The organism is Methylocystis heyeri (assembly GCF_004802635.2).
Lineage (GTDB): Bacteria > Pseudomonadota > Alphaproteobacteria > Rhizobiales > Beijerinckiaceae > Methylocystis > Methylocystis heyeri.
The window spans coordinates 1,029,657-1,043,817 of the sequence record NZ_CP046052.1 but is presented as its reverse complement, the minus strand read 5'-3'; the positions used below and the strand labels follow the sequence as shown (position 1 = coordinate 1,043,817).

The 14,161-nt window shown below is 63.6% G+C and carries 14 protein-coding genes; 8 read left to right on the top strand and 6 right to left on the bottom strand.

Annotation, left to right across the window (positions count from 1 at the left end; all coding sequences use genetic code 11):
* Positions 1-65: 65 nt before the first annotated feature.
* The gene (locus H2LOC_RS04665) at positions 66-449 is read right to left on the bottom strand and encodes a hypothetical protein (RefSeq protein WP_136495326.1); all 384 of its coding nucleotides are present in this window, start codon (positions 447-449) and stop codon (positions 66-68) included.
* A 276-nt stretch (positions 450-725) separates the two neighbouring features.
* Here H2LOC_RS04665 and H2LOC_RS04660 point away from each other — a divergent pair, with 276 nt between their 5' ends.
* Both H2LOC_RS04660 and H2LOC_RS04655 read left to right on the top strand, forming a co-directional pair.
* Positions 726-1,400: a response regulator transcription factor gene (locus H2LOC_RS04660; protein WP_246206985.1), complete on the top strand. Its 675-nt coding sequence runs from the start codon at positions 726-728 to the stop codon at positions 1,398-1,400.
* A gap of 10 nt (positions 1,401-1,410) precedes the next feature.
* Positions 1,411-2,793: a sensor histidine kinase gene (locus H2LOC_RS04655; protein WP_246206984.1), complete on the top strand. Its 1,383-nt coding sequence runs from the start codon at positions 1,411-1,413 to the stop codon at positions 2,791-2,793.
* Between the two features lie 165 nt (positions 2,794-2,958).
* Here the strand turns inward: H2LOC_RS04655 and H2LOC_RS04650 are convergent, their stop codons facing one another.
* A complete protein-coding gene (locus H2LOC_RS04650; protein WP_136495323.1) occupies positions 2,959-3,645 on the bottom strand; it encodes an outer membrane protein in 687 nt (228 codons plus the stop codon).
* A gap of 332 nt (positions 3,646-3,977) precedes the next feature.
* Between H2LOC_RS04650 and H2LOC_RS04645 the strand changes: the two genes are divergently transcribed.
* Complete coding sequence (locus tag H2LOC_RS04645) at positions 3,978-4,739, top strand: SDR family oxidoreductase (RefSeq protein ID WP_136495322.1); 762 nt, start codon at positions 3,978-3,980, stop codon at positions 4,737-4,739.
* 66 nt (positions 4,740-4,805) lie between these two features.
* Positions 4,806-5,096, top strand: a complete 291-nt coding sequence (locus H2LOC_RS04640) for a YciI family protein (RefSeq protein WP_136495321.1) — start codon at positions 4,806-4,808, stop codon at positions 5,094-5,096.
* Positions 5,097-5,216: 120 nt separating this feature from the next.
* Here H2LOC_RS04640 and H2LOC_RS04635 read toward each other — a convergent pair whose 3' ends face one another.
* The gene (locus H2LOC_RS04635; RefSeq protein WP_136495320.1) at positions 5,217-5,492 is read right to left on the bottom strand and encodes a hypothetical protein; all 276 of its coding nucleotides are present in this window, start codon (positions 5,490-5,492) and stop codon (positions 5,217-5,219) included.
* A gap of 560 nt (positions 5,493-6,052) precedes the next feature.
* Here H2LOC_RS04635 and H2LOC_RS04630 point away from each other — a divergent pair.
* Entirely contained in the window at positions 6,053-7,177 is a 1,125-nt protein-coding gene (locus H2LOC_RS04630; RefSeq protein WP_136495319.1) for a hypothetical protein, read from the top strand.
* Positions 7,178-7,290: 113 nt separating this feature from the next.
* Here the strand turns inward: H2LOC_RS04630 and H2LOC_RS04625 are convergent, their stop codons facing one another.
* The 3 genes from H2LOC_RS04625 to H2LOC_RS04615 form a co-directional block, all read right to left on the bottom strand.
* The gene (locus H2LOC_RS04625; protein WP_136495318.1) at positions 7,291-7,548 is read right to left on the bottom strand and encodes a hypothetical protein; all 258 of its coding nucleotides are present in this window, start codon (positions 7,546-7,548) and stop codon (positions 7,291-7,293) included.
* A gap of 134 nt (positions 7,549-7,682) precedes the next feature.
* Positions 7,683-8,918: a CCA tRNA nucleotidyltransferase gene (locus H2LOC_RS04620; protein ID WP_136495317.1), complete on the bottom strand. Its 1,236-nt coding sequence runs from the start codon at positions 8,916-8,918 to the stop codon at positions 7,683-7,685.
* Positions 8,915-9,172, bottom strand: coding sequence for a DUF6111 family protein (locus H2LOC_RS04615; protein ID WP_136495316.1), 258 nt, complete (start codon positions 9,170-9,172; stop codon positions 8,915-8,917). Before H2LOC_RS04615 ends, H2LOC_RS04620 begins: the two co-directional genes overlap by 4 nt.
* Positions 9,173-9,448: 276 nt before the next feature.
* On the opposite strand from H2LOC_RS04615, the gene H2LOC_RS04610 reads away from it, so the two are divergent.
* The 3 genes from H2LOC_RS04610 to H2LOC_RS04600 are packed head-to-tail and all read left to right on the top strand — an operon-like array spanning position 9,449 to position 14,155.
* Positions 9,449-10,450 carry an AAA family ATPase gene (locus H2LOC_RS04610; RefSeq protein WP_136495315.1) on the top strand — a complete coding sequence of 334 codons (1,002 nt, stop codon included), beginning with the start codon at positions 9,449-9,451 and terminating at the stop codon, positions 10,448-10,450.
* Between the two features lie 4 nt (positions 10,451-10,454).
* Positions 10,455-11,384, top strand: coding sequence for a DUF58 domain-containing protein (locus H2LOC_RS04605; protein WP_136495314.1), 930 nt, complete (start codon positions 10,455-10,457; stop codon positions 11,382-11,384).
* Positions 11,381-14,155, top strand: a complete 2,775-nt coding sequence (locus tag H2LOC_RS04600; protein ID WP_136495313.1) for a DUF4159 domain-containing protein — start codon at positions 11,381-11,383, stop codon at positions 14,153-14,155. Before H2LOC_RS04605 ends, H2LOC_RS04600 begins: the two co-directional genes overlap by 4 nt.
* Positions 14,156-14,161: the final 6 nt, after the last annotated feature.

Below are 14,161 nucleotides of genomic sequence, written 5' to 3'. Positions count from 1 at the left end.
GCGACGAGGCGCGCCGCCCGAAGCAAAAAGGCGAGGGCGCGGATCTGCTGTCCGCGCAATCAGCTTCAGGACAAGGATGGCGGTCCGCGCGAGGACCAGGAACTCGCCCAGCCGGGGGCTGGTTCTGCGTAACGGCGCCTGTCGCTCCACGCGACGGCTGTCCGCTCATGCGGCGGTGTCAGCCGGAGTTGCGCGCCCAATATGGCGATGAATTCGACATGGGCGGCGGCGCGGGACGAACAGCACAGAAGGCAGCACAGGTCGCGCCCGCACTTTCCGCGATCGCCGCTGTTCTGGCCCGAGGTCGAAACGCAGTCGTGCGCCGCGTCGAAACGCGCCGCTGAGGCGGCGGCCTGACGCGGTCCGGCGCTCGCCGCCAGCAGAGCGAGCCCGAGGGCGACGCACTGCAGCAGCGCAAGGAGCGACGATATCGTCTTCGACCGCGACAATTAGCTAGTCCTGAGAATGGGTTCCGACCCTATAGGGACTATCAAGGCCAAGGTAACGAAAACGTAACCACTTCTCGAAAGCGATTTTCCCGGCCATTAATTCGGTGGACTGTTGCAGATCTGCAACAATTCGTGAAACATCATGACCGTTGCGGCAGAGGACAAATGGCTTCATAGCCCTCGGGAAGGGAAAAAAGGCGCGCGCGGAATGCCTCCCGACAGATGGCCGGCTATGGCCTTTGCCATGAGTTCCGTTCGGCGGCGGAGGGATGCGGCGTGGTTCGAATTTTGATCGTCGAGGATCAGCAGGAAATGTCGGCGCTGCTCGCCGATCGCCTCGAGCGCTCGGGTTATGTCGCCGACAGCGTCGGCTCGCTCGGCGAAGCGCGCGAGGCGCTGCGAGGGTATGAATATCCCCTGGTCCTGCTCGACCGGATGCTGCCCGACGGCGACGGACTAACGATCTTGCCGGAGGCTCGGGCGGCGAACCCGAACATTCGCGTCCTGCTGGTCACGGCGTTGCGATCGATCAACGACAGGGTGAACGGTCTCGACGCCGGCGCCGACGACTATCTGAGCAAGCCTTTCGACACGGACGAGCTGCTGGCGCGCATCAGGGCGGCCCTGCGACGCCCGGGCGGCCAGCCCATGCCGCCGGCGACGCTGGGCGATCTGTCCTTCGACTTCGGCCGGCGCGAGGCGCTCGTCCGCGGCGAGCCTTTCGCCATATCGAAGCGCGAGGCGCTCCTGCTGGAATCCCTGATGCGGAGCGCCGGCCGGGCGGTGAAGCATGAGACGCTCATGGCCGATATTTATGGGATCAACGAGAATGTGCAGCCGGACGCGCTGAAGATGTCCGTGTCCCGCCTGCGTCAACGCCTCTGCGAAAGCCGGGCCGGCGTCGAGATCCACACCGTGCGCGGCGTCGGCTATCTTCTGGCGGGCGCCTGAGATGTCGAGAATGAAATCCCTGACCGCCAGAACGCTCCTTTACTGGAGCCTCGGCACGATGATCGTGCTCCTCACCTATCCGGTCGTCATCGTGCTGCCTCTCATGGCGTCGGGACTGGCCGACCCCGCCAATGTGAGGCTCCAGGGCGCCGCGACCAGGAGCGCGCGCGCAATCCTCGCCGACGCGGTGCGCCGCGCGCCCGACGGCTCCAAATATATCGAGACCACGGACGCCTTGCGCGACTACGCAACGGAAAACCCCAAATTTCGCTATGCGGCCTTCGATCCGGAACGCGACGAATTCATTGCCGGCTCCTCTCCCGCGCTTGTCGCCGAATTCAAAGGCCAGCTGAAAACGATCGAGACGCTCACATCAATGTTTCATCTCGCGTCGGACCCTGATCCCGACTCGAGGGGCGGGATCCGCGCCGGAAATACCCCTGCCGGCGTTCTCACCCTCATCGTATATGGCGCCGAGTTCCGTTGGAGCGATCTCTACACCGTCACGATGGAAAACTGGGGACCGGTCGTTTTTGCGGTCTATCTCGCGCTATTCGGCCTCTCTTCGGTCATCGTGCATCTCGTCGTGAAAAGGGGGCTGGAGCCTCTGCGAAAATGCGCTGCGTCGCTGTCGCAGGTCGATCTCGACACGCTGGATCAGCGTCTGCCGACCGATAATCTGCCTTCCGAGGTCGCGCCATTCGTCGCCGCGGTCAACGCCGCCCTCGCGCGGGTCGACGCCGGCGTCGCGCGGCAGCAACGGTTCCTGGCGAATTCCGCTCACGAGCTCCGCACTCCGGTCGCTATCCTGCGCACACGCATCGAAAAGCTCGGACAGGCTCCGGTGGAAGACGTCAAACGCGAGCTCAAGCGCGATCTGCAGCGCGTGCAAACCCTGCTCGAACAGCTTCTCGTGCTGGCGCAAATCGAGGAGCAGGCCTCCAAACAGAAGGCGCCTTATGTCGATCTGGGCGAGGTGGTGATGCAGGCTGTCGCCGATTACAGCCCGATCGCCGTGAGCCACGGCAGACAGCTTTCCTACGAGGCGCCGCCCAGCCCCGTCACGGTTCGCGCATATCCTTGGGCGATCGAGAGCGTGGTCATGAATCTGATCGGCAATGCGGTCCGCGAAGAACCGCCCGGCGGCGCCGTCGTCGTCCGCATCAACGCCGACGCGTCGGTGGAAGTGATCGACCACGGCGCCGGCGTCGCCAAAAGCGATCGGGAGATGATTTTCGAGCCTTTCTGGCGCAAGGACGAACGCAAGCCGGGCACGGGTCTCGGGCTCGCCATAGCGAGGGAGCTCATCGGCAAGCTCCAGGGCCGCATCTGGGTCGAGGAGACGAGCGGCGGCGGCGCGACCTTCAAAGTGTCGCTTCCTGCATCGGCGTGACAGGGGGCAGCCCGCGCTCGAACGATTTCCATTCGAGCACGGGGCGCGCTGTTAGAGCAAAACCCGAAAAAGTTGATAGACTTTTTCGATAAGACTTTGCTCCAGCCTTTTGAAAACGGAACGATTTCTCATCGACCAGACGATTCCGTCCGGTCGGAAAGCGCTCTAGAAATGGTAGTTCACGCCCACTCTGACCAGCGAATTGTCCACATTGGTCTGCAGCGACGCAAAGGAGAGATTGAAGAAGTCGTGCGAGGAACCGACCGAGGTGAAAATATATTCGGCCTTGGCCGAAAGATTGCTTGTCAGCATATATTCGATGCCGGCGCCCAGCGCCCATCCGGTCTGGAATGTGGATTGCTGGCCGGCGAATCTGGTCCAGATGTTCGAAACGGAGACGGTGTTGTTGCTGCCCGCAAAGCCCCCGGTGAGATAAACCATCGCGCGATCGAAAGTGTAGCCGACGCGCGCGCGCACGGTGAGAATATCGTTGGCGCTGCCGTCGCGATAAACGCCGTAATAAGGCGCGCCGGACGTCTTGATGCCGGCGAAGTCAAAATCGCCTTCGACGCCGACCACAAGATTGGGCGCGGGCACGAAATTGAAGCCGGCGGTGGCGCCGATGAGCCCGCCCGTGGCGCTGCCGACCAGCGTGTCGCTGCCGCTCCCGAAAGAGGCGAAGCCGAGGCCGCCGTTGATGCCGACGTAGAACCCCTGCCAATTAGAGACGGGGGCGGGGGAATAGTAATCTTCCGGCGACGGCCCGGAACGGCGCGGCAGATCCGCCGCGAGCGCGGGCGTCGCCGCAATCGCGAGGGGCGCGAGCAGGGTCGCAAGATGGGACAGTCTCATTTACTCTACTCCGCACACGCGCCCCGCCGCTCTCGCGAGGCCAGAAAACTCATGGCGAGCCGCGTTTTGGCCCGCGGCTCGTTGAATCGAATTAAAATCATTCATCTTAACAAGACCTTTCCAGGAAGGTATCGTTCCAGCGCTGAAAAGTATGAGTCTGGAAAGCTTACCGGGAGAATTATGTCACCTTTTTGGCAGCTACAGATCTGTGCCACTATTTACTTGTCTAAATCATTTATAACACAGAAAAACACCTTTCCCTTTCGGTTGATATTGGCTAATAAATCGTCAATATCGAGGAACTCGACTTTTCCGTACGGAGGTTCTTCCAGATGATCGAGGCTAAGGGTCCCGTCCTGGTCACGGGCGCCGCGCGGCGGATCGGCCTCGCCATTGCGCACGGCCTCGCCCGCGCCGGGCGGCCCGTGGTGATCCACGCCTCGAAGCGCTCTTTGCCCGAGGCGCAGCTCGCGGCGCAGGCGCTCGAGGATCTCGGGGCCAGAGCCGCCGCGATCGGCGCGGATCTATCGGACGCCGCCGAGACCGCGTTATTGATCGAAAAAGCGGAAGAGCCTTTCGGGCCGCTCACGCTGCTGGTGAACAACGCCTCCGTATTCGAACTGGACAGCGCGGACGATTTCTCGCTCGAGGTCTATGAGCGCCAGATGGCGGTCAATCTGCGTGCGCCGCTCCTCCTCGCCCAGCGATTTGCAAAGCGTCTCCCGGCCGGCGTCGAGGGCGCCATAGTGAACATGATCGACCAGCGCGTTTGGCGCCTCACGCCGCGCTATTTCACCTATACTTTGACGAAATCCGCGCTGTGGACCGCGACGCGCACCATGGCCCAGGCCTTCGCGCCCAGCATCCGGGTCAATGCGGTGGGACCGGGCCCGGTGCTGCCCAACGCCTTTTTTGGAGAAAAGGGCTTTGAGGCCGAAGTCGCCGGCGTGCCCTTGCAACGGCCGACGGAACTCTCCGCCGTGGTCGATGCGGTGATCTATCTCGCCAACGCCCGCAACGTCACCGGCCAGATGATCGCCGTCGACAGCGGCCAGCATCTCTCCTGGCAGACCCCCGACGTGCTGCCGGAGTAGGGGGTGGAGCGCTCAGATTCTCGCGCGGCGCTTCGTTTTGCGCGAAGAAAAAAAGCAGGAGCCGTCATGTCCGAATTTATACTGTTCATGCACAATGACGCTACGGACGCCATTGGAGACTGGGAAGCCTATCTCGATCGTCTCCGCGCCTCGGGCCGCTTCCAGGGCGGCAGCGCAATCGAGACCGGAATGTGCGTGCGTAAAGACGATCGACGACTCCCGATCACGGATCATTTGATTGGCTACTTGCGGGTCGAAGCGTCGGATATCGAGGACGCCAAGACCTTTCTGCAAGGCAACCCTCACTATGAGAGTGGCGGCACGATCGAGATCCGGGCGTTGCCGAGAAGCGACTGACGTATGATGGCAGATTGGCCGAGCGCCAATCGACTCCAAGGGCGCAAAATCCTCGCAGAGATCCCCGACGCGCTGCCGGAGTAGGGGGCGGCGTCACTGCCAAGCGGACCATCAATTCGGTCACCTTTTGCTCATCAGAAGAGCAAGCGCGAGCATTCCGCATGGCCAGATAAAATTCTGGCCCTTCTCCCAAACTTGAAAGATGTGAAAGTCTCTTTCGGTTCGTGACTGCCCCAACTTACCGCAATAGCCATTCGGGTGATCGGCATAGAGGTAATGAGCTGTCGGCGAACATCGATGGATAGGCGCATCTGGAAAGCGCATGCCGCTGACAAACCATGCCCCCATCACAGTAGCTATCATGCTGACCAATAACGAGCGCGATTCATTGCTCATTCTAGCTGCTCTCTTTGCGGGACCAGCCACGCAGATTCATCCGCACGAACTACGCATCAGCCCCACTCTTATCGAGTCTGCCAAGGATCTCCTCCCTGAATTCGGTGTTCGGAGGCGTCGCCGCAGTCCATCGACGACCCTTTTGGGATTCGCGGGGAACGCGCGTTATGGAACTCGGCAAAACGCTGCTCCGCGCAACGCTCTGGAATAGCGCCATCCGACCCGATGGCTCGTTTTCTTTAATCCTCTGGAGTCCGAAGCAGCGTGCGAGCAATTCCTCTTAACGAGGAACCGGCCACCCCCCTGCGAGCCTAGCCATTTATTGCGCCACACTCGCATACCTTGAAATCATCCTTTGCTCGCTTTTCCGCTTCTCGACAATCGCACTCAGGATCACGGTCACGCTCCTCGACACGCCACGCCTGTGTGGGCGCGATCGACAGTGTGAGAGTTCCCACACGCGGGGCCAAAGCCCGGGTTTAAACAGGCGATGAAACAACCAAAGCCGGCCCCCCACAAGGGCGGCAACGCCGAAACCGCCAGGGCTGGAGGGACCGAAAATGACCAAGTTCGCCAACAAAGACCCGCTCACTCGGCTTAATGATATTGTTAACCATATCTGCAGCAAAATTACCGACACAACTGATAAAACCAATGTTCGAAAGTATTTGAATGAACAAACAAATTATACACTTTTAAGCTCTCAGGTATTATCTGAATATTCTGACAAATTCTCATTCGCCAGCTTCCCATCTCCGCCCGCCCATCAAAAGGCAGAAAGAGCCGATAAGCGTGCGCTGCTGCTGCTTGCCATTATGAAGCAGCGCGGCAGCTCGGCTTTTTGCATGTCAAAGCTTGAAGATGTGAAGAGCCTATCATCGACAGACGCCGCTGATAAACTAAATAAGCTTATATACCATATCACAATCGCCGCATCTCAAAGGTACGGCGACAACAGGCACCTTGATGCCGCGCTGGCCCAGCTAAAAAATGATCCAAGTAAATTTCTTAATAATAACAAAATACATATTTACGGAGCAGCTACGATGCCTACGGGACATACTAATATAATTACGGTGAGGTTTGGCTTTGAATACACGACAGAAACTTTCAAGTTCCAGGATGCGACCTCGTCGGGAGCCGGCAGGCCTATCTCCGTCGTCATGCTTCCCGGCGTCGTCTGGGATGAAGTTCCCGGCCGAACAAACGTCAAGACGGCCGGCTCGTTCGCCAATATTGCGCCGATCGAGTTGACCGGCTCAGAGATTATGCTGACGACCCAATTTAGCGGTTGCGCGTTCTGCCACAAACAAATGCACGGGGGAACGATCTACGCCGCGCATATCATGCCGAGTGGCGCCAACGCTATGGATCCGATAGCGCAAGAGGCTTACGGAAAGGTCAGGGAGGTCGGCGACGGCGAGACGCTCGCCAAGCAACTGCTCGGCAGGGTAACGGGCGTCGCCGCGGCCAATTTCTCCGCTCCTGGCGATGGGGCCGGAGACTTTTACGTCTACGGCGCTCAGCTGTCGGGCTCGACCTCTAGCTCAGCGTCTGGGCCAGGCTACAAATATGCCGCAACGACTGGGATGTTTGTCATCGGCGTGTGCCCTCCAGGTCAGGCATGGAAAGTGTTCTCACAGGTCTACCAAGCCGGCGTATTCAATGTAGACCAAATTTTTTAGTGCACAGTCTCAGACCATGAGTCCGGGAGTTTCCTCCTTTGTAATACAACCTTATGAAGGTGTGTATGTGGCTTCCTTAGCCCTCGACGGGGAGGGTATGGGCGCCACACTCATCAATCCGCGCTCGGCAGCCTTCGAATCGTGAACTCGATACGCCCGTCCTCGAGCTCGCGCCAGAACTCGATCTCCGTCATATAGGCCGCCTTGGGATAGAGCTCGAACCATTCGCGCGCCTTCTCGCGGGCGTCGCCTCTCGCCAGGGTGAAGGTTTCCCGGCGCCATCCGTCGTTGCGGCCGGTAGGACTCGCGAGGCGCGCTCTCTGAGCGATGCGTTTCGCAATGTCGCCCGGTTCCCTCGTTCGCACGCCCATACACGCCTCCACAGGCAGGCTCTCGCATACGGAGCCTAACTTTTTTTTCACCATAAGGGGAGTCGCAACATGCGGCTCGGTCTTGAAAGAATTGTTAACGCGGAAGTCTTTTCCCGGTTCGCGTGGAAACAGCCCTAATCGGTTCTTTTTGCGACCTCTTCCAGCATTTGCCTGACCTTGTGCGGCTCTCGGGGAAAGCCGGCCCTGATCCATTTCGCCTGCAGGCGCTTGAGCGCCGCGCCCAGCGTTTCGCCGGGAGGAACGCCGAGAGCGATGAGGTCGGCCCCTTTGACCGGAAAAGCCGGAGGCTCGGCGTCGCTCAGAAAATCGGCGGCGGCGCGCCAGCGATCGTCCTCGGCGGCAGCGAGGTCGCCCGCGTGCAGCAACCCCAGAATATCCAGGGCGGCGGCGCGGCCGTACGAGAAGAGCATCTCGTTGAGCTCCTGCGTCGAGAAGATTTCCTTCTTCCCGTGCAGGCTTTCCATCGCCCGCGCATGAACCGAAACGCGCGCATATTCGCCGTTGGAGAGCCGCAGGCGATCGCGCAGGCGATCGGCGTCTTCTCTCACCAGAACCGTAAAAGCCGAAAGCCGGGCTATGGAGTCCGGGGACCGCCCGCAGGCCCTCTCGAAATCGACGAAGCGCTCCAGCCGGGCCGGATAGGCCATGCCGAACAGGACTTCAGTGAAGCCGGCATGGGACATCTCCCGCGCGGTCTCGACCGCGCGCCTCGTCGCCATGAATTTCACGAGCTCGGCCCGAATGCGCTCGCGCGACAGGAGACTCAAATTTTCGCGCGCGCCGACGGCGGCGTGAAAGCCCTCCGCGTCGAGTGGGCCCTCGCCGATGGAGGCATGGAAGCGAAAGAAGCGCAAAATGCGCAAATAATCCTCGGCGATGCGCTTTTGCGGGTCGCCGATGAAGCGGATTCTGCGCCGCTCGAGGTCGGCGACGCCTCCGGTGTAGTCGTAGAGGCGCCCGTCCGGCGAAAGCGAGAGCGCATTGACGGTGAAATCCCGACGCAGCGCGTCTTCCTCGAAATCGGCGCCAAAGCGCACCTTGGCGGCGCGCCCATAGGTTTCGACGTCATGGCGCAGCGTCGTGACTTCGTATGGCGTCCCCTCGACCACGATCGTCACGGTTCCATGGGCGAGGCCGGTGGGCGCGAATTTCAGGCACGCCCGCCGCGCGGCGGCCATGACGGAATCGGGCAGGGCGGTGGTCGCGACGTCGATCTCGTGAGGCGCCAATCCGAGCAGGGCGTCGCGCACGGCTCCGCCGACGACGCGCGCCTCGCAGCCGGTCGCCTCCAGAGCGGCGAAGAGCCTGATGAGCCTGGGGTCGTCGAGAATTCGGGCGGCGTCGCTCATTCGAACCGGCCCGGCACGAGGCGGCCGTTTTCCACATGCGCCGGAATATAGGCTCCCTGGTGGCGCGGACCGAGCGCGAGCAGCAGCATGCCGCCCACGGCCGCGAGCAGTCCGGCGATGGTCAAGGTGGAGACAACGCCCCTGTGCCAGAATTCCGCGACGAACGGCCAGCGCATCTGCGCGAGGTGAAACACGGCGTAGAGCGCGAAAGGAGCAGAAAAAAGCAGGATGGTTTCGATGATTGGGCGCCACATCGGCGTTTGCTACTCTTATGGCCGGCGAAATTGCGCGGACCGGATTTCTTGCACTTATACACGCTTTCCGCTTGCTCGGCAGAGCGCGGGGACTATGGTTGAAGATAATGGAAGGATGCGTAGCCGCCCGCCCGCCTCGCCCCGTTTCCCCCGCCTCGCCGGCGCCTCTCGCCTCATTCTCGACAAAACGAGCGGGCGTACTTAGCTATCGGGCAGAGACGCGACGGCGCATCGCCGATATTTTCGCCTCACCCCAAAGGCCGAGTTGTCCCCCAAATGACCCATGACCAGACGCCCATAGCCCTCGACGCCGCCGTCATAGCCAGCGCGGATCGCGCGCTGGACGAAATCCGCCGCGCGCGGGAGGCTGTCGCGGGGGTGATTTTCGGGCAGGAGGAAGTCGTCGAACAGGCTCTCGTCACGCTGCTCGCGGGCGGCCACGGCCTCCTCGTCGGCGTGCCGGGCCTCGCCAAGACGAAGCTGGTCGAGACGCTGGGCAAGGTTCTGGGGCTCGACACCAAGCGCGTTCAGTTCACGCCCGATCTTTTGCCCGCGGATATTCTCGGCTCCGAGGTGCTGGAAGAGGGCGCCGACAAGTCCCGCTCGTTTCGCTTCATCCAGGGCCCGATCTTCACGCAGTTGCTGATGGCGGACGAAATCAACCGCGCCTCGCCGCGCACGCAGTCGGCCCTGCTGCAGGCGATGCAGGAATATCATGTCAGCGTCGCGGGCCATTCCCACGATCTGCCGCGTCCCTTCCATGTCCTCGCGACCCAGAACCCGCTGGAGCAGGAAGGCACCTATCCGCTGCCAGAGGCGCAGCTCGACCGCTTCCTGCTGCAGATCGACGTCGTTTATCCCGACCGTGAAAGCGAGCGACGCATATTGCTGGAGACCACCGGCGAGCGTCAGGCGTCGCCGCGCCAGGCCCTCACCTCCGACGAATTGCAGAGCGTGCAGCGCCTCGTGCGCCGTCTGCCGGTCGGCGAAAAAATCGTGGACGCCATTCTCGATCTCGTGCGCGCGGCGCGGCCGGGCGAGGGCGACCCCAAGATCGCGCCGTATCTCTCCTGGGGCGCCGGGCCGCGCGCCGCGCAGGCGCTGATGCTGGCGACGAGGGCGCGAGCGCTGGTCAACGGCAGGCTGGCGCCCTCGATCGACGACGTGGCCGCCCTGGCCGCGCCGGTGCTTCGCCACCGCATGGCGCTCACCTTCGCCGCGCGCCGCGACATGACGATCGAAAGCCTGATCAGCAAGCTCATCGAACGGCTGGATTGAGAAAATGGCGGCCTCGATCGCCACGACCCATTGGTTCGATCCGCTGACGCGGCGCTCGGAAACCTTTTTCGAAGCCGAAGCCGCCGATGTCGCGGTGCGCTTGCCGCGCCTGATCGCAAAGGCGCATGAAGTCGCGAGCAGCGTGGCGCATGGCGTCCATGGACGCCGTCGCGCCGGCGTCGGCGAGGATTTCTGGCAGTATCGCCCCTTCGCCGCCGGCGAGGCCGCCTACAAGGTCGACTGGCGGCGCTCTGCGCGCGGCGATCAGCTGTTCGTGCGCGAGCGTGAATGGGAAGCCGCGCAGAACTATTTCGTCTGGATGGACGGCTCCGCCTCGATGGCGTTCAAATCCTCGCTCGGCGGCGATTTCAAGATCGACCGCGCCGCGGTGATCGGCCTCGCCGCCGCCGAGGTGCTGGTTCAGGGAGGCGAGCGCGTCGGCGCGCTCGGCCTGACGCCCGCGATTTCCGCGCGCAACATCATCGACAGGCTCGCGGACGCCCTCATCCAGCAGGCGCCGGCCGACCGCGCGGCGGACATTCCGCCCGCCGCGCCGCTTCCGCCCCATGCGAGGCTCATTCTGATTTCCGACTTCCTTTGCGACATCGAGCCGCTTTCGGTCCGGCTGCAGGAATATATGGACGCCGGCGCCCATGGCGCGCTGCTCATGACGCTCGATCCCGCCGAGGAGAGCTTTCCCTTTTCGGGCGAAACCCTGTTTCGCGACACCGACGGCGGCGCCTCCTTCCATGCGGGGGAAGCCGCGAGCCTGCGGGCGGCCTATGCCGAGCGGCTCGCCGAACATGAAGCGGCTTTGCGCACGGCGGCGGAGCACGCCGGCTTTTTATTCCTGCGGCACCACACCGACCGCCCGGCGGCGGAAGCGGCGCTTTCCATGTTGATGGGCCTCAGCGAAGGGATGGAGACGCGATGACGGGCTTCACCTTCGCGGCGCCCCTCGCGCTGCTCGGCTTAGCTGCGCTCCCCGCGATCTACTGGCTGCTCCGGGTAACGCCGCCGTCGCCGCGGGAAGTCTATTTTCCGCCGGTGAGGCTGCTGCGCGGACTGATCCCGGAGGAGCGCACTCCCGCCAAGACCCCATGGCCGCTGCTGCTGCTGCGCCTCGCCATAGCCGCGCTCGCGTCGCTGGCCTTGGCGGGTCCGGTGTGGAACCCCTCCGCCGTCCCGGCCGGCGCGGGGCCGATGTTGCTTATTCTCGACGATGGCTGGGCCGCCGCCCCCGATTGGGAAAAGCGTCTCGCCCTCGCCGAGAAGCTCTTGGCCGAGGCCGGCCGCGGCGCAAACCCGGCTGCGCTGGCGCCGATTTCTCAGGCCGCCGCCGCGCCGCAGCTGATGGAGGCGGCCAAGGCGACGGAGCAGTTGCGCGCGCTGCGCCCCAAGCCGTGGCTGCCCGAACGCGAGCCGGCTGCGGCGCAAGCCGCTGCTTTCGTGCGTGAACATCGCAACGCCCGCATCATATGGATCAGCGACGGGTTGGAGCAGGGCGGAGCCGCCGGCTTCGCCGCAGCCTTGCTCCAGGCGGCCAAGACCGGGGCGAGTCTCGAAACCTACGCCGGCGAAAGAGCGACGCTGGCGCTGCAGAATGTCGTCAATCAGGCGAGCGGCCTCGAAGCCGCCGTGCTGCGCGCGGGTCCGAAAGCGAACGGCTCCGTCGAGGCGCTCGACGAGAAAGGGCGCGTCATTGCGACGGCGCCTTTCTCTTTCGAGGCCTCCAGCGGCAAGACTTCCGTGAAGTTCGACCTTCCGGTCGAGCTGCGCAACGATGCGAGCCTGCTGCGCATAACGGAGGAAAACTCGGCCGGCGCCGTCGGCCTGCTGGATGCCCGCGCGCGGGTGCGACGCGTCGCCGTCGTGAGCGGGGCCGCCGAGCAATCGCCGCAGCCACTGCTCTCCGCGGATCATTATCTCGCCAAGGCGCTGGCCCCTTTCGCACAGCTCTCCAGTCCACCCGCCGCCGGAACCGACCCCGTTCTGGCGGCGCTCAGCGAGCGCCCCAATGTGCTCGTGCTCGCCGACGTCAATGTCGCGCCCGGCGACGCTGCCGAGGCGGCGAGCGCTTTTGTCGAACAGGGCGGGGTTCTCATCCGTTTCGCGGGGCCTCGCCTCGCCAACGCCAATGACGATCTCACCCCGGTGAGGCTGAGGCGCAACGGCCGCGTCCTCGGCGGGGCGATGTCCTGGGAAACGCCCAAGCGCCTCGCCGAATTCGAGCCTTCGAGCCCCTTCTTCGGCCTGCCGGCGCCGGCCGAGATCACGGTGACGCGCCAGCTTCTCGCCGAGCCGGACCCGGGACTTTCGGCCCAGACCTGGGCGCGGCTCGCCGACGGAACGCCGCTGGTGACATTCGAGCGAAGAGGCAAGGGCCTGATCGTGCTGTTTCATGTCAGCGCCGACATGACATGGTCGAACCTGCCTATTTCCGGCCTGTTCATGGAGATGCTGCAGCGCCTCTGCGCGCTGTCCGGCGAAGCAGCGGCCCAGTCCGGCGGCGAGAAATCCGGCGACCAGCCCGCGCTTGCGCCTCTGCGCACGCTCGACGGTTTCGGCGTGCTGGGCGCGCCCGGGCCGACGGCGAAGCCGATAAGCCCCGATTTTCACGGCCGCGCCGACAGCGAACATCCGCCCGGCTTCTACGGAACAGCGGGAAACGCAATCGCGCTTCAGACGGTTGCGACGGACGACTCCTTGAATGCTCTGGATTTCAGCGCGCAGGGCCTCGTCTCCCGCTCGCTGGAGACCGGCGGCGGCGCACGCGACCTGCGTCCCGCCCTGCTGGGGCTGATCTTTATCTTTCTTCTGGTCGATTGGCTGGCGCTGCTGCGGCTTTCGGGCCGTCTGCGCCCCGCCGCCGCCGCGCTCGTCCTCGCCCTTTGCGCGATCCTGGCGGGGCCGGCCCCGCAGGCGCGGGCGGCCGAGCCGCAGAAATCCGCCAGCGCCCAGCGCGACCGCGAAGCAGCCCTAAAAACCCGGCTCGCCTATGTGGTTACGGGCGACCAGCGCATCGACGAAACCAGCCGGCTCGGGCTGGAGGCGCTTTCTCGGGTGCTCGATCAGCGCACTTCATTCTCCCCCGGAGAGCCGATGGGCGTCGACGTCTCGCGCGACGAACTCGCCTTTTTCCCGATGCTGTACTGGCCCATAAACGCCGCCGCGCTCCAGCCCGACGCCAGGACGGTGGCGCGCGTCGCCGCCTATATGAGGCAGGGCGGAACGGTCGTGTTCGACACCCGCGACGCGCTGCTCGCCCGCGCCAACGCCTCTCCCACGCCCGAGACCCTCTGGCTCAGGGAGATGGCCAGGGGGCTCGATCTGCCCCCGCTGGAGGTCGCGCCCCGCGACCATGTGATCACCAAGACCTTTTATCTGCTGGACGGCTTCATCGGGCGCTACGCCAATGGCGACACCTGGGTCGAGGCTCTGCCTCCGGATCCTCCCGGCGGCGCGGCGCGGCCGGTTCGGGCGACCGACAATGTCTCGGCCGTCGTGATTACCTCCAACGATCTTGCGGCAGGCTGGGCGCAGGACAAGGCGGGGCAGCCGCTGTATCCGCTGACGCCGGGCGGCGCGCGCCAGCGGGAGCTGTCGCTGCGCGGGGGCGTCAACCTCGTGATGTATACGCTGACGGGCAACTACAAATCCGATCAGGTTCACGTCCGCGATCTCTTGCAGCGTCTGGGCCAATAGGCGGAC